General features: G+C 64.2%; 12 protein-coding genes. 8 read left to right on the plus strand and 4 right to left on the minus strand.

Annotated elements, in window-relative coordinates:
* Positions 1-91: 91 nt before the first annotated feature.
* Both JHD59_RS13460 and JHD59_RS13465 read right to left on the minus strand, forming a co-directional pair.
* Complete coding sequence (locus tag JHD59_RS13460) at positions 92-1,282, minus strand: CaiB/BaiF CoA-transferase family protein (RefSeq protein ID WP_199154616.1); 1,191 nt, start codon at positions 1,280-1,282, stop codon at positions 92-94.
* A gap of 217 nt (positions 1,283-1,499) precedes the next feature.
* Positions 1,500-2,687 carry an acyl-CoA dehydrogenase gene (locus JHD59_RS13465; RefSeq protein ID WP_199154617.1) on the minus strand — a complete coding sequence of 396 codons (1,188 nt, stop codon included), beginning with the start codon at positions 2,685-2,687 and terminating at the stop codon, positions 1,500-1,502.
* Positions 2,688-2,818: 131 nt separating this feature from the next.
* On the opposite strand from JHD59_RS13465, the gene JHD59_RS13470 reads away from it, so the two are divergent.
* Entirely contained in the window at positions 2,819-3,589 is a 771-nt protein-coding gene (locus JHD59_RS13470) for an IclR family transcriptional regulator (RefSeq protein ID WP_199154618.1), read from the plus strand.
* Positions 3,590-3,642: 53 nt separating this feature from the next.
* Here JHD59_RS13470 and JHD59_RS13475 read toward each other — a convergent pair whose 3' ends face one another.
* Positions 3,643-4,077 carry a CBS domain-containing protein gene (locus JHD59_RS13475; protein ID WP_199154619.1) on the minus strand — a complete coding sequence of 145 codons (435 nt, stop codon included), beginning with the start codon at positions 4,075-4,077 and terminating at the stop codon, positions 3,643-3,645.
* Positions 4,078-4,182: 105 nt separating this feature from the next.
* Positions 4,183-5,052 (minus strand): acetylglutamate kinase, encoded by an 870-nt coding sequence (gene argB / locus JHD59_RS13480; protein ID WP_103320657.1) that lies wholly within the window; start codon positions 5,050-5,052, stop codon positions 4,183-4,185.
* A gap of 178 nt (positions 5,053-5,230) precedes the next feature.
* Between argB and JHD59_RS13485 the strand changes: the two genes are divergently transcribed.
* The 7 genes from JHD59_RS13485 (at position 5,231) to JHD59_RS13515 (ending at position 15,852) form a co-directional block, all read left to right on the plus strand.
* Entirely contained in the window at positions 5,231-5,896 is a 666-nt protein-coding gene (locus JHD59_RS13485) for a TetR/AcrR family transcriptional regulator (protein ID WP_199154620.1), read from the plus strand.
* Complete coding sequence (locus JHD59_RS13490) at positions 5,893-6,960, plus strand: efflux RND transporter periplasmic adaptor subunit (RefSeq protein WP_199154621.1); 1,068 nt, start codon at positions 5,893-5,895, stop codon at positions 6,958-6,960. The genes JHD59_RS13485 and JHD59_RS13490 overlap by 4 nt, the downstream gene beginning before the upstream one ends.
* Before the next feature lie 10 nt (positions 6,961-6,970).
* On the plus strand, positions 6,971-10,048 hold the full coding sequence (locus tag JHD59_RS13495; protein ID WP_199154622.1) for an efflux RND transporter permease subunit: 3,078 nt from the start codon (positions 6,971-6,973) through the stop codon (positions 10,046-10,048).
* A 23-nt stretch (positions 10,049-10,071) separates the two neighbouring features.
* A complete protein-coding gene (locus JHD59_RS13500) occupies positions 10,072-11,406 on the plus strand; it encodes a TolC family outer membrane protein (RefSeq protein ID WP_199154623.1) in 1,335 nt (444 codons plus the stop codon).
* A gap of 180 nt (positions 11,407-11,586) precedes the next feature.
* Positions 11,587-12,852 carry a 4-aminobutyrate--2-oxoglutarate transaminase gene (gene gabT / locus JHD59_RS13505; RefSeq protein WP_199154624.1) on the plus strand — a complete coding sequence of 422 codons (1,266 nt, stop codon included), beginning with the start codon at positions 11,587-11,589 and terminating at the stop codon, positions 12,850-12,852.
* 87 nt (positions 12,853-12,939) lie between these two features.
* Positions 12,940-14,400, plus strand: coding sequence for an NADP-dependent succinate-semialdehyde dehydrogenase (gene gabD, locus JHD59_RS13510; protein WP_199154625.1), 1,461 nt, complete (start codon positions 12,940-12,942; stop codon positions 14,398-14,400).
* A 150-nt stretch (positions 14,401-14,550) separates the two neighbouring features.
* The gene (locus JHD59_RS13515) at positions 14,551-15,852 is read left to right on the plus strand and encodes a UDP-N-acetylglucosamine 1-carboxyvinyltransferase (RefSeq protein WP_199154626.1); all 1,302 of its coding nucleotides are present in this window, start codon (positions 14,551-14,553) and stop codon (positions 15,850-15,852) included.
* Positions 15,853-16,041 lie beyond the last annotated feature (189 nt).

Here is a 16,041-nt window from a genome sequence, read left to right on the forward strand (position 1 = left end):
TGCACCGTTTCTCCTTTGCGCCCGCTGGGACTTATTGATTTGATTGACATCATGCTATGAAGACGGCAAGACGTCAAAATCAAACAAGCGTTTAAACGGTGCCATTGTTGCGCAATGCGACAATGTCCGAATCCACGTAACCCAACGCGCGCAAGATCTGCTCAGTATGTTCGCCCAGATCGGGCGGGGCTAGATTGTACTCGACCGGCGTGCCCGATAGTTTGATCGGACACCCTACCATGGGAACTTGCCGCCCCTCGGCGTCGGTCATCGTCAGCTCCATGCCTCGCGCCTGGGTCTGCGGATCTTCGAAGGCCTCGGCCACATCGTTGATCGGCCCGCACGGCACGCCGGCCTTGTCCAGCCGCTCCAGCCAATAATCCCGCCCGTGATGACGGAAGGCCATCGCCAGCAGCGACACCAGATGCAAACGGTTGGCGACGCGCTGCGGGTTGGTGACGAAGCGCGCGTCGCGCGCCCACTGCGGCTGGCCGATGATGCGGCATACATCGACGAACTGTTTGTCGTTGCCGCAAGCCAAGATGAAATGGCCGTCGGACGCGGAGAACACCTGATACGGCACGATATTGGCGTGGGCATTGCCCAGCCGCGGCGGCACCGTCCGCCCCACCAGCCAGTTGGACGCCACATTGGCCAGCATGGCCAGCGAGCAGTCGAACAGCGCCATGTCGATATGCTGGCCCGCGCCGGTGCGCTCGCGGGCGATCAGCGCGGCTTGCACCGCGTTGGCAGCATACAGGCCGGTAAACAGATCGGACACCGCCACGCCCACCTTGTGCGGCTCGCCATCGGCCGGGCCGGTGATGCTCATCAGGCCGGACATGCCCTGCACGATGTAGTCGTAGCCGGCATAACTGGCATAAGGACCGGTTTGGCCGAAGCCGGTGATCGAGCAATACACCAGCTTGGGATTGATCGCCTTCAAGCTGTCGTAGTCCAGGCCGTACTTCTTCAAACCGCCCACTTTGTAGTTTTCCAGCACCACATCGGCGTCTGCCGCCAGCCGGCGGATGATCTCCTGGCCATCCGACTGCGTGATGTCCACCGTCAGCGAACGCTTGCCGCGATTGGCGCACAGATAATAAGCCGCTCGCCCGTCCGGCAGACTGGGCGGCGACCATTGCCGCGTGTCATCGCCGCTGCCCGGCTTTTCGATCTTGATAACTTCCGCGCCCAGGTCCGCCAGCAGTTGGCTGGCCCATGGCCCCGCCAGCACCCGGCTCAGATCCACCACCTTGATACCCGCCAACGCTCCAGCCATCGCGACTTCCTCCCCATTTCAGGATTTCGATGATGCCACCCGCTTGCGACCTATTTATGTCGCTCGGGCAATTCAGTGTAGCAAGCGCAGTTATTCCAGACAGCGTTTCTGACCCATTGCGCAATGCCCAGTAGAAAAAAAGCGGCCCGGCAAGCCGGGCCCACAAAGGACAGACAGGAATCAACGGCGCAGCCGGCCATCCGACCGCGCCGGCTTATCAGGCAAATGCCTGAATACCGGTCTGGGCTCGGCCCAGAATCAGGGCATGCACATCGTGCGTGCCCTCATAAGTGTTGACCGCCTCCAGATTCATCACGTGGCGGATCACATGGAATTCGTCGCTGATGCCGTTGCCGCCGTGCATGTCGCGGGCGACGCGGGCGATGTCCAACGCCTTGCCGCAATTATTGCGCTTGATCAGCGAGATCATTTCCGGCGCGGCGCGGCCCTCGTCCATCAGCCGCCCCACGCGCAGCGCGGCCTGCAGACCCAGCGCGATCTCGGTCTGCATATTGGCCAGCTTCAGCTGGATCAGCTGATTGGCGGCCAGCGGCCGGCCAAACTGCTGGCGGTCCAGCGTGTACTGGCGCGCGGCGTGCCAGCAGAACTCCGCTGCGCCCATCGCGCCCCAGGCGATGCCGTAGCGCGCCTTGTTCAGGCAGCCGAACGGCCCCTTCAGCCCGGAGACGCCGGGCAGCAGCTGCGCTTCCGACACCAGCACGTCGTCCATCACGATCTCGCCGGTGATCGATGCCCTGAGCGAGAACTTGCCGTGTATCTTGGGCGCGGACAGGCCCTTCATGCCCTTCTCCAGGATGAAGCCGCGGATTTCGCCCTCGTCATCCTTGGCCCACACCACAAACACATCGGCTTCCGGACTGTTGGTGATCCACATTTTGCTGCCGGACAGCAAATAGCCGCCGTCCACCTTGCGGGCGCGGGTCTTCATGCTGGCCGGGTCGGAGCCGGAGTCGGGCTCGGTCAGGCCGAAACACCCCAGCCACTCGCCGCTGGCCAGCTTGGGCAGATATTTGTCTTTCTGCGCTTCGGAGCCGTAAGCCCAGATCGGATGCATCACCAGGGACGACTGCACGCTCATCGCCGAACGGTAGCCGGAATCGACGCGCTCCACTTCGCGCGCCACCAGGCCGTAGGCCACATGCGACAGGCCGGCGCAGCCATAGCCCTCGATGGTGCAGCCCAGCAAGCCCAGTTCGCCCATCTCGTTGATGATCTCGCGGTCGAAGCGCTCCTCGCGGTTGGCCGTCAAGACGCGCGGCAGCAGCCGCTCCTGGCAATACTCGTGCGCGCTCTGCTGCACCAGCCTTTCCTCATCGCTCAACTGTTCCTGCAACAGCAGGGGATCTTCCCAACTGAACGCTGCGCGCTGCGTGGATGCTGCCATCTGACCTCTCCCACATGTTCCGCATTGCGGAATTAAATTTCACCATGCAAAATAGACTAAACACTCTGCCACGGGCTTGTAAAGCGATTTATCCGTCATGTGGCAAAACCGTTGCCATGATGAGGAACAGGATGCAACAGCAAGTAGACCGCCAATTCGTCACCGCCCTGGCGCGCGGACTGGAAGTGCTGGCGGCGTTTCGCCCCGGAGAGGGCGCGCTGTCCAACCAGGAGCTGGCGCGCCGCACCGGCCTGCCCAAGTCCACGGTATCGCGGCTGAGCTACACGCTGACTCGGCTGGGTTATCTGCAGCCGGAGGGCGATGGCGGACCATACCGGCTTGGGCTGGCGCTGCTGGCGCTGGGGACGACGGCGCTGGCCGGCTACGACCTGCGCTCGGCCGCCGCGCCTTTGATGCGCGAGTTCGCATTGAACAACAATGTATCGATCAGCCTGGCGCTGCGCGACGGCAGCGACATGGTGTATCTGGAAACCTGCCGCAGCCAGGCGCGGGTGTCGGTGCAGCTCAGCGCCGGCTCACGGGTGCCGCTGGCCACGACCGCCATCGGCCGCGCGTATTTCGCCGGTCTGCCCCAGCCGGAGCAGCAGGCGGTGCTGCCGCTGCTGGCAGAAAGATACGGCGCCGGCTGGCCGCTGCTGGAAACACGGCTGCGTCAGGCCTGCGCCGACTACCAGGCCCTGGGTTATTCGGCGTCGTTTGGAGAATACGAGCCGGACGTGATGGCGGTGGGGGTGCATTTGCCGGCCCTGCTGCCGGGGCAACCGGCCATGGCGCTGAACGCCAGCGGCCCCGCCTTCGCCTTCGACGAAGCCGCCATGCGCCAGCGGGTGGCGCCGGCGCTGCTGGCGTTGCGCCAGCGTCTGTCCCCGGTTCAGGCGTAGAAAAACATCGGCCCGCAATATGCGGGCCGTCGGCATGGCGTGAGCGGGATCATTCAGGCAGACTGGATGTAATGGACCAGATGATTGATCACCTGCTCCTGCTCTTCTATGGTGGCCCGCACCAGATCGCCGATGGACAGGATGCCCAGCACCGTCTGATCCTCCAGCACCGGCAGGTGGCGGATGCGCTTCTCCGTCATCAGCGCCATGCACTGGTCCAGCGTTTGCTGCGGCGTGACGTAGACCACGCGGCTGGTCATGATGTCGCGCACCTTGGTGCCGGCCGAGGTGCGCCCCTGCAATACGATGCGCCGGGCGTAATCGCGCTCCGAAAAAATGCCGACGATGTCGCCGGACTCCATCACCAGCACCGCGCCGATATCGCTTTCCGCCATCACCTGCAGCGCCTGGAACACGGTGCTGTCCGGACTGACGTACACCAGCGACCGACTCGGTTTGCTGTCCAGCAGTTGTCTTACGGTTTGCATGCTGCCTCCCCTTGTGCACTGTGGAGCCATCGCGCGCCGCATGACGGCATGCGCCGTGGCATGCCATCAATATAGCTCACTGTGGGTCGCCGCTACAAAACGCCATCAGGCGCGGATCATCGTGCCCACGCCGGCGGCGGTGAGGATTTCCAGCAGCAAGGCGTGCTTGACGCGGCCATCGATGATGTGGACGGTGTTGACGCCGCTCTTGGCGGCGTCCAGCGCCGAGCTGATCTTGGGCAGCATGCCGCCGGAGATGGTGCCGTCGGCAAACAGCTCGTCGATGCGCTGCGCGGTCAGGCCGGTCAGCAACTGGCCGCTCTTGTCCAGCACGCCCGGCGTGTTGGTCATCAGCACCAGCTTTTCCGCTTTCAAGGTTTCGGCCAGCTTGCCGGCCACCAGATCGGCATTGATGTTGTAGGCTTCGCCGTCCATGCCGACGCCGATGGGCGCCACCACCGGGATGAAGTCCTGGCTGTCCAGCAGCGACACCAGCGACGGATCGATGGACTCGATCTCGCCCACCTGGCCGATATCGATCGCCTCCTCGCCCTCGGCCTTCAGGAACAACTTGCGGGCGCGGATGAAATGGCCATCCTTGCCGGTGACGCCCACGGCCTTGCCGCCGTGCTTGTTGATCAGCGACACGATTTCCTTGTTGACCAGCCCGCCCAGCACCATTTCCACCACTTCCATGGTTTCGGCGTCGGTCACGCGCATGCCCTGGATGAACTCGCCCTGCTTGCCGACGCGCGCCAGCAGATCATTGATCTGCGGGCCGCCGCCATGCACCACTACCGGGTTCATGCCGACCAGCTTCAGCAGCACCACGTCCTTGGCGAAGCCTTCCTTCAACGCGTCGTCCGTCATGGCGTTGCCGCCGTACTTGATCACGATGGTCTTGCCGGTGAACTGACGGATGTACGGCAGGGCCTCGGCCAGGATGTTCGCCTTATCGGCTGCGTCGATTGCCACTTTCTCTCTCCTTGTAGCGGGGCGTGTTTCTCCAGCACTTAACGGCTGACTGTCGATTCGGATTACGGTGTTGCATTTTAATCACGCCACTTGCTGAATTGTAATTTATTAATTTACAGACGATCCGGTTCGCGCCTACAGTGCCGCCATTACTGAACCAAAATTCAGAAAGAAGACAATGGGAGAATCCGGCAACAGCCGCTGGCAGCGCAAGAAGGACGCGCGCCCCAGCGAAATCCTCGATGCCGCGCTGACGCTATTCGTCGACAAGGGCTACCGCGCCACCAAGATGGAAGACATCGCCCAGGCCGCGGGGGTGACCAAGGGCACGCCGTATCTGTACTTCCAGAACAAGGAAGAAATCTTCAAGGCGGTGGTGCGTGAAACCATCGTCGCCCGGATGCAGGCGATGAGCGCGCAGCTGGAGCAACTGCAGGACGCCAGCGGCAGCCAGCTGCTGCACGCGGCGCTGGAAGACTGGTGGACCCATATCGGCGCCACCCGCTCGGCCGGGCTATGCAAGCTGATGGCCGCGGAGGCCACCAATTTCCCGGAGCTGGCCCGGTTCTATTACGAAGAAGTCATCAAACCGGCCCGCCAATTGCTGGGCCACATCGTGCAGCGCGGCATGGATCGCGGCGAGTTCCGGCCCGCGAATCTCGAACACGTCATCGACATGCTGACGGCGCCGATGCTGATGACGATGATTCTCAGCCACTCCTTCGGCCAAGTGCCGGGGTGCTGCGACAGCATCACCCGCGATCCATTGGGCTTCCTGCAGAGCGCGCTGCGGCTCACTTTGCAGGGCCTGCAATACCCCGTTTCCCAGGACTTGCCATCATGAAGAAAACCATCACCGTCAGCCTGGCGCTGCTCGGCGCGCTCGCGCTCAGCGCCTGCCAGGAAAAAGCCAGCGCGCCGGAAGACATCCGCCCGGTGCGTTACATCGTGGCCGGCGACGCCGCCGCTTTGAGCGGCAGCAGCTATTCCGGCGAAATCCGCGCCCGCAACGAAACCCAGCTCGCCTTCCGCGTGCCCGGCAAAGTGGTGGCCAAATTGGTCAATAGCGGCGAGCGCGTCAAAAAAGGCCAGCCGCTGGCGCGGCTGGACCCCAACGACTACCAGCTCGACCTGGCGGCCAAGCAGGCGCAGCTGGCCGCGGCCGAATCCGACCTCGCCCAGCAGCAGCTGAATCTGAAACGCTATCGCGAACTGCTGGCCAAGCAATTCATCAGCCAGGCCCAGGTAGACGCGCAGATCAACGGCGTCAACGCCGCCCAGGCCAAGGTCAATCAGGCGCGCGCCGCGCTGTCGGCCAGCCGCAACCAGACCGTCTACGCCACGCTGACCGCCGACGCCGACGGCGTCGTCAGCCAGATGCAGGCCGAGCCGGGCCTGGTGGTGGCCGCCGGCCAGCCGGTGGCCAAGCTGTCGCAGGACGGCTCGCGCGAAGTGGCGATCCAGGTACCGGAAAACGCGCTGGAAGCGGTGCGCAAGGCCGGCAGCTTCCGCGTGACGCTGTGGAAGGGCGGCGCGCCGCTGGAAGGCAAGCTGCGCGAACTGGCGGCCGACGCCGACCCGGTGACCCGCACCTATCCGGCGCGGATCGCCCTGTCCGGCGACAGCCGCGGCCTGCAGCTGGGCATGACCGCCGACGTGGCCCTGCCGGCGCAGGCCAGCCATCAGCTGCGGCTGCCGCTAAGCGCGCTGCTGGACCTGCAAGGCAAGCATTACGTGTGGACGATAGACGACAAGACCCTGCGCGTGAGCCGCAAGCCGGTTAAGGTTGCGGCCATCGACAGCGACAACGCCGTCATCGCCTCCGGCGTGCGCGCCGGCGACAAGGTCGTCACCGCCGGCGTGCATCTCCTGCACGAGCAGCAGCGCGTGAAACTGCTGGACCGATGAGGACATGGCGATGAAAAAACTCAACCTGTCCGAATGGGCGCTGCGCCACCAGCCGCTGGTCCGCTACCTGATGGTGATCCTGATGCTGGCCGGCGCCTGGGCCTACACCCAGCTGGGCCAGAAGGAAGACCCGGAATTCACCTTCAAGGCCATGCTGGTGCAGGCCAACTGGCCCGGCGCCAGCACCGAGGAGATGGAGCAGCAGGTCACCGACAAGCTGGAGGAAAAACTGCAGGAGATGGGCGAGATCGACTACGTGCAAAGCTACACCAAGCCCGGCGAGACCGTGCTGGTGGTGTCGCTGCGCGAGGACGTGCCGCCCAAGAACGTGCCGCAGCTGTGGTATCAGGTGCGCAAGAAGCTAGGCGACATCGCCTACACCCTGCCCGCCGGCGCCCAGGGGCCGTTCTTCAATGACGAGTTCGGCGACACCTTCGGCAACATCTACGCCTTCAGCGGCGACGGCTTCAGCTACGAGGAGCTGCGCCGCTATGTCGAATCGGCCAAGCAAGAACTGCTGCGCGTGCCGGACGTGGCCAAGGTGCAGGTGCTGGGCCGACAGGACCAGCAAATCCATGTCGATCTGTCCAGCGCCAAGCTGGCCAGCCTGGGCCTGGACAGCCGGACCATCTGGCAGGCCTTGCAGGAACAGAACGCGATGACGCCGGCCGGCACCTACGAAACCGCCAGCGACCGCATCTGGGTGCGCCCCACCGGCAAGTTCGATTCGGTGGCGGCCGTCGCCGCCACGCCGGTCAGCGCCGGCGGCAAGACCTTCCGCCTGGGCGACATCGCCACCGTCTCGCGCGGCTACATCGATCCGCCGACCAGCAGCGTGCGCTTCAACGGCAAGCCGGTGCTGGCGCTGGCCATCAGCATGAAGAGCGGCGGCGACGTGCTGAAGCTGGGCGGCAACCTGGACCAGACCATCGCCCACATCAAGGGCAAGCTGCCGCTGGGCGTGGAAATCCACGCCGTGTCGGACCAGCCCAAGGTGGTGCATGACGCCGTCGGCGAATTCATGCGCTCGCTGGTGGAGGCGGTGGTGATCGTGCTGGCGGTCAGTTTCTTCAGCCTGGGCCTGCGCACCGGCGTGGTGGTGGCGCTGTCCATCCCGCTGGTGCTGGCGATGACCTTCCTCGCCATGTACTTCTTCAACATCGACCTGCAGCGGATCTCGCTGGGTTCGCTGATCATCGCGCTGGGCCTGTTGGTGGACGACGCCATCATCGCGGTGGAGATGATGGCGCTGAAACTGGAACAAGGCTGGAGCAAGTTCCAGGCCGCCACCTTCGCCTACACCAGCACCGCCTTCCCCATGCTGACCGGCACGCTGATCACCGCCGCCACCTTCCTGCCGGTGGGGCTGGCCAAGTCCATGGCCGGCGAATACGTGTTCAGCCTGTTCGCGGTGGTGGGCATCGCCCTGGTGCTGTCGTGGATCGTCGCCGTGGTGTTCACGCCGTATCTGGGCTATGTGCTGCTGCCGGCCAAACCGCATCATGACGGCGAGCATGACGTCTACCAGAAGCCGTTCTACCAGCGCTTCCGCCGCACGGTGGAATGGTGCCTGGACCACCGCAAGACGGTGATCGCCGCCACCCTGGCCGCCTTTGTCGTCTCGCTGCTGGCATTCAAGCTGTTTGTCGCCCAGCAGTTCTTCCCCTCATCAAACCGCCCGGAGCTGATGGTGGACATGTGGCTGCCGCGCGGCGCCAGCTACCAGGCCACACTGGCGCAGGTGGAAAAGATGGAGAAACTGGCCAAGGCCGATCCCAACGTGATCAGCGTCACCAGCTATGTCGGCAGCGGCAGCCCGCGCTTCTATCTGCCGCTGGACCAGCAGCAACAGCACATCAACTATGCCCAGCTGATGGTGATGACGCGCGACGAGCACCTGCGCGAGGCAGTCAAACAACGCCTGGAGAAGATTTTCGACAACGACTTCCCCTTGGTCCGCGGCCGCGTCACCCGGCTGGAAAACGGTCCGCCGGTAGGCTATCCGGTGCAATTCCGCGTGATGGGGCCGGATCATGAGCAAGTACGCCAGATCGCCGACCGGGTAGAGGCCCTGGTGCGCAAGCACCCGGCCGCGCTGCGCGTCAACCAGAACTGGGGCGAACAGGTGAAGGCGCTGCGCATAGCCATCGACCAGGACAAGGCCGCCGCGCTCGGCCTCAGCTCGCAGCAGCTGTCGCAGCAACTGCAGATGCTGATCTCCGGCTCCGCCGTCAGCGCCTATCGCGAAGGCAATCAGAGCATCGCCATCGTGGCGCGCCTGAATCCGGGCGAACAGAAAGATGTCGCCGCGCTGGGCAATTTGATGATCCAGACCGGCAGCGGCCGCTTCGTGCCGGTATCGCAGATCGGCCATATCCATTACGAGCCGGAAGAAGGCATCATCTGGCGCCGCAACCGGCTGCCGGCCATCACCGTCAACGCCGATGTGGTGGACGGCGTGCAGGGCGCGGATGTATCCACTCAGCTGCAGCCGCAGATACTGGCCCTGGAACGCACGCTGCCGCTGGGCTACCACATCGAAACCGGCGGGGTGCTGGAATCGAGCGGCAAATCCCAACGCGCCATCGCTGCCGTCGCGCCGCTGATGATTGTTGTAGTTCTGACACTCCTGATGCTGCAGCTGCACAGTTTCCAGCGCACGCTGATGGTGGTGCTGACCGCGCCGTTGGGCATGATAGGCGTCACGGTCACGCTGATCTTGTTCCACGCGCCTTTCGGCTTTGTGGCCATGCTGGGCGTGATCGCCCTTTCCGGCATGATCATGCGCAATTCGGTGATCCTGGTGGATCAGATCGAACATGACATCCGTGACGGCATAGGCCGCTTCGAGGCCATCATCGGTTCCACCGTGCGTCGTTTTAGGCCCATAATGCTGACAGCATTGGCCGCCATCCTGGCCATGGTCCCACTGACTCGCAGCACCTTCTGGGGCCCCATGGCGGTCGCCATCATGGGAGGCCTGCTGGTCGCCACCGTGTTGACGCTGCTGTTCCTGCCGGCCCTGTACGCTCAATGGTTCCGCGTGTCGCGAGATGAAGAACGACCTGCCGCCGCGCAGTCGGAATAACGAACAAAAAAATGAGCAATCTGATGAAGAAGAACAACTTGACCCTGCCCGCCGCCCTGCTGCTGCTGGGCGCCTCCCTCCCCAGCCAGGCCTTTGATCTGGTCGGCGCCTGGCAAGCCGCCCGCGACTACAACGCCGATTTCGCCGTCTCGCGCGCCCAGCGCGACGCCGGGCAGGAAAAGCTGGTGCAGGGACGCAGCCAGTTGCTGCCGCAGGTCAGCGCCACCGGCACCTACAGCTACAACAACCCGATGCAGCCTTCGAATATTGTCGATGCCTACGGCAATGTGGTCAGCAACAGCGGCTATGAAAACCATGGCTACGGCTTGAACCTGCAACAGCCCTTGTTCGATGTCGGCAAGTACACCGGCTACAAGAAGGGCAAACTCAGCACCGAACTGGCCGACACCACCTTCGACGCCGCCGAGCAGCAGCTGATTCTGGACATCGCCCAAGCCTACTTCGACGTGCTGCGCGCCCAGGACACACTGGCCGCCACCCGCGCCAGCAAGAAAACCTATCTGAACCTGCTGCAGCAGGCCAAGACCGCGTTCGAAGTCGGCACCGCCACCATCACCGACACCAATGAAGCGCAAGCCGGCTACGATGGCGCCGTGGCGCAGGAAATCAGCGACGCCAACAATCTGGAACTGGCGCAGAACAATCTGAAACGGCTGACCGGCCTGGACCCGGCCGGCATCCAGACCGTGCGCGATCAGCTGCCGCTGGACCCGCCCAAGCCGGCCGGCCTGGAAGCCTGGATCGACATGGCCTTGCAGAACAGCCTGAAGATCAAGACCGCGCAACAGAACATGGACCTGGCTCACCAAAGCGCGATCGAAAAAAAGGGCAACCACCTGCCCACCGTCACCCTCAATGCCGGCTACAGCGACCAGATCAGCAACCAGTACGGCAACTATCCGCATACCCGCGGCAGCAATATCGGCGTCACTGTCAATGTGCCTTTGTTTGCCGGCGGCGGCATCAACTCCCAGGTGCGCGAGGCATTGGCTCTGGAGGACGCCGCCCGCGACCAGCTGGAATCGACCCGCCGCCAGGTGAAGGAAGACGTGCGCAAAGCCTTCCTCGGCGTGACCAACGGCGCGGCGCTGGTGCGGGCTCAGCAGCAGCTGCTGATTTCGGCCAAGAGCAAGGTAGAGTCCACCCGCATGGGCAAGGAAGTGGGCATCCGCACCAACATCGACCTGCTGCAGGCCGAACAGTCCTACTACACTGCGCTGACCAGCCTGGCCAACGCCAAATACAGCTACCTGACCGCACGCCTGGCCCTGGCCCAGGCGGCCGGCCAACTGGAGCCGCAAGTGCTGGCCGACGTCAACCGGCTGATCGTCCGCTGATCACGCCATGGCTTTGCCAACGCCTGTGCCGTCCGCGCCACAGGCGTTTAATTTTTTACACTCCGCGTAGCTTTTTGCTAAACACACTCATAGAATGACTCGTTGCCGCGCCGGCTTCCGCCAGCGCCATATCGACCCGCCGCGGCGGCGCCACGATCGCCCGGCCCCGAGGAGACTTCCATGAGCCAGCAGCAACTGATGCAACGCAAGGCCGACGCCACCCCGCGCGGCGTGGGTGTGATGTGCAGTTTCATCGCCGAACGGGCCAAGAACGCGGAAATCTGGGATAGCGAAGGCCGACGCTACATCGATTTCGCCGGCGGCATCGGCGTGCTGAATACCGGCCACCTGCATCCCAAAGTGGAAGCCGCCGTGGCGGAGCAGCTGTCGCGCTTCAGCCATACCTGCTACCAGGTGGTGCCATACGAGTCCTATATCAGCCTGGCGGAAAAACTGAACGCGCTGACGCCTGGCAGCTACGCCAAAAAAACCGCCTTGTTCACCACCGGCGCGGAAGCCGTGGAAAACGCGGTGAAGATCGCCCGCGCCTACACCGGCCGCCCCGGCATCCTCGCCTTTGGCGGCGCCTTCCATGGCCGCACGCTGATGGGCATGGCGCTGACCGGCAAGGTGGCGCCGTACAAGCTGGGCTTCGGCCCCTTCCCCAGCGATGTCTACCACGCGCCGTATCCGAACGCCCTGCACGGCGTCTCGGTGCAGGACTCGCTGACCGCCATCGAAAAGCTGTTCAAATACGATATCGATCCGGCCCGCGTCGCCGCCATCATCTATGAACCGGTCCAGGGCGAAGGCGGCTTCTACGCCGCCCCGGCCGAATGGGTGAAGGCGCTGCGCGAGCTGTGCGACCGCCATGGCATCCTCTTGATCGCCGACGAAGTGCAATCCGGCTTCGCCCGCACCGGCAAGCTGTTGGCCAGCGAACACTTCGGCGTGGCGCCGGACCTGATCACCATGGCCAAATCGCTGGCTGGCGGCTTCCCGCTGTCGGCGGTCACCGGCCGCGCCGACATCATGGACGCGCCGGCCCCCGGCGGCCTGGGCGGCACCTATGCCGGCAACCCGCTGGCGGTAGCCGCCGCCCTGGCGGTGCTGGACGTGATCGAAAGCGAAAAGCTGACCGAGCGCGCCCAGCGCCTGGGCGATGCGCTGAAGGAAAAGCTGAACAGCCTGAAGTCCGCCGTGCCGCACATCGCCGAAGTGCGCGGCCTGGGCGCGATGGTCGCCGTGGAATTCAATCAACCCGGCAGCCACACCCCGGATGCCGATTTCGCCAAGAAGGTGCAACAGCACGCGCTGGCCAATGGCCTGATTCTGCTGACCTGCGGCATCTACGCCAATGTGGTGCGCTTCCTGTTCCCGCTGACGATCGAAGACGAAGTCTTCGCCGAGGCGCTGAGCAAACTGGAAGCGGCGCTGAAAGCCTGACCCCAACCGATTCGCGATGCGGCCCTCCCCCAGGACGCGGGAGGGCCAGCGGGCCACAGCCCCCCGCATCCGCACAAGGACAACACTATGTTGAATCTGCAAGACCCGACGCTGCTGCGCCAGCAATGCTATTTGGGCGGCAAATGGCTGGATGCCGATGGCGGCCAGCACATCGCTGTGCATAACCCCGCCACCGGCGAACAGATCGCCAGGGTGCCCAAGATGGGCGCGGCCGAAGCCGAGCGCGCGGTGGCCGCCGCCGCGCGCGCCTTCCCGGCCTGGAAAGCCAAGAGCGCCAAGGAGCGCGCCGCCATCCTGCGCCGCTGGTTCGACCTGATCATGGCGCACCAGCAGGACCTGGCCATTATCCTGACCTCCGAGCAGGGCAAGCCGCTGGCCGAGGCCAAGGGCGAGATCGCCTACGGCGCCAGCTATATCGAGTGGTACGCCGAGGAGGCCAAGCGCATCTACGGCGACATCGTGCCGGGGCCTGCCCTTGACCGCCGCGTGCTGGTGACCAAGGAGCCGATCGGCGTCACAGCCGCCATCACGCCGTGGAACTTCCCCAGTGCCATGATCACCCGCAAGGCCGCGCCGGCGCTGGCCGCCGGCTGCACCATGGTGGTCCGCCCGGCCAGCCAGACGCCGCTGTCGGCGCTGGCCCTGGCCGAGCTGGCCGAGCGCGCCGGCATCCCGCCCGGCGTGTTTTCCGTCATCACTGGCGGCTCCAGCGAAATCGGCGCGGTGCTGACCGGCAGCGACACGGTGAAGAAGTTCTCGTTCACCGGCTCCACCGAAGTGGGCCGCAAACTGATCGCCCAATGCGCCGGCACGGTGAAGAAGGTATCGATGGAGCTGGGCGGCAACGCGCCCTTCATCGTGTTCGACGACGCCGATCTGGACGCCGCGGTGGAAGGCGCGCTGATTTCCAAGTACCGCAACGCCGGCCAGACCTGCGTCTGCGCCAACCGCATTTACGTGCAGGACGGCGTCTACGATGCCTTCGCCGAGAAATTCGCCGCCGCAGTGGCCACGCTCAAGGTCGGCAACGGCCTGGAAGCCGGCGTCACCCAGGGGCCGCTGATCGACCACAACGCGGTAGCCAAGGTGGAAGAACACATCGCCGACGCGCTGTCCAAAGGCGGCACCCTGATCGCCGGCGGCAAGCGCCATGCGCTGGGCCACACCTTCTTCGAGCCGACGCTGATCGGCAACGTCAGCAGCCATATGAAAGTGGCGCGCGAGGAAACCTTCGGCCCGCTGGCACCGCTGTTCCGCTTCAAGACCGAAGAAGAAGCCATCCGCCTGGCCAACGACACCGAGTTCGGCCTGGCCAGCTACTTCTACGCCCGCGACATCGGCCGCATCTTCCGCGTGTCCGAAGGCTTGGAATACGGCATGGTAGCGGTCAACAGCGGCCTGCTGTCCAATGAGGCGGCGCCATTCGGCGGCGTCAAGCAATCCGGCCTGGGCCGCGAGGGCTCCAAGTACGGCATCGAAGACTATCTGGAAATCAAATACGTGCTGCTGGGCGGGCTGGATCGCTAAGCTGCCGGCACTTGCGCCGTTCCCAAGGCCATCCTCGCGATGGCCTTTTCACGTTTCGCCGCAGACTGGCACACAAGCGACACACAAGGCCGGCCACTCGTCATGCGGGCAGGCATAGAATGGCGTTTTGACCGAAACCACAATACGCTCATGCCTCACCTTCTCGTCCATGGCGGCGCGCCATTGCGCGGCCGTATCACCCCGTCGTCCAACAAGAACGCCGTCCTGCCGATTCTGTGTGCCACGCTGCTGACCACGGAGCCGGTCACGCTGCGCGGCGTGCCGGACATCACCGACGTGCGCAAGATCCTGGCGCTATTCCGCTCGCTGGGCAGCCGCATCGACGGCGAGCTGGCCAGCGGCACCTTGACGCTTTGCCACGCCGGCGCGCGCTTTGACGCCGAGCACGACCATCTGCCGGAAGAGATGCGCTCATCCATCATGCTGGTGCCGCCGCTGCTGGCCCGCTTCGGCGAGGCCAGGATAGAAAACGACGTGCAGGGCTGCACCTTGGGCGTGCGCGAGATCGACCCGCATATCGACGTCTTCAGCGGCTTTGGCGCGACGGTCAGCCGCCTGCCTGGCCGCATCCGCGTCAATGCCGCATCAGGGCTCAAGGCCTTCGATCACTGGCCGGACTACGCCTCGGTCACCACCACGGAAAACTTCGTGATGTGCGCGGCCTTGGCTAGCGGCAGCGCCACCTTGACCAATGCCGCATCCGAGCCGCATGTGCAGGAGTTCTGCCGTTTCATGACGGCAATGGGCGCGCGCATAGAAGGCATAGGCACCTCGCGCCTGACCATCGACGGCGTGGAGCAATTGAGCGGCGTGGATTTCAGCTTTGTCGAAGACTTCCATGAAGTCGTGACTTTCCTGGCGCTGTCCGCCATCACCGGCGGCGATATTCAGGTAAAGAATGGGGCGCCGGAATTCTTCCCGCTGATCGACCGCACCTTCGCCAAGTTCGGCATCCATATCGAGCATGCCGACGGCTGGTCACGCGCCCGTTTCGACAAGCTGAAAGTCGTCGAACCATTCACTCCGAACATCCTGCCCAAGATCGAAGCCGCGCCCTGGCCCTATCTGCCGGTGGACTTGTTGCCTATCTTCATCGCGCTGGGCGTCAAGGCCGAAGGCAATATGCTGTTCTGGAACAAGGTATATGACGGCGCGCTGGGTTGGACTTCGGAGCTGGGCAAGTTCGGCGCCCACGCCTTCCAGTCGGACCCGCACCGCGTGGTGATCTTCGGCGGCAAGCCGCTGACGCCGGCCGAAGTCGACAGCCCCTACATCATCCGCGTCGCCATCGCGCTGTTGATGATCGCGTCCAGCATCCCGGGCAGTTCGCGCATCCTAAACGCCACGCCCATCCGCCGCGCGCATCCGCGCTTCGTCGAAAACCTGGCCAGCCTGGGCGCACGTATCGAATGGCAGAACGAGGACGACTAGCCCCCTAAACGCCAAAGCCCCGGCAGGGTCTGTCGGGGCGGGTTTCGCGCATTCGGCGGCGCAAAGCACAAAGCCCAGCTCGTGTGAGCTGGGCTTTGTCGTATGGGGCGTCTGGCGGTGTCCTACTTTCACATGGCGAATGCCACACTATCATCGGCGCTAAGGCGTTTCACGATCCTGTTCGGGATG

Origin of the sequence: Chromobacterium sp. ASV23 (assembly GCF_016428945.1) — a bacterium.
Lineage (GTDB): Bacteria > Pseudomonadota > Gammaproteobacteria > Burkholderiales > Chromobacteriaceae > Chromobacterium > Chromobacterium sinusclupearum.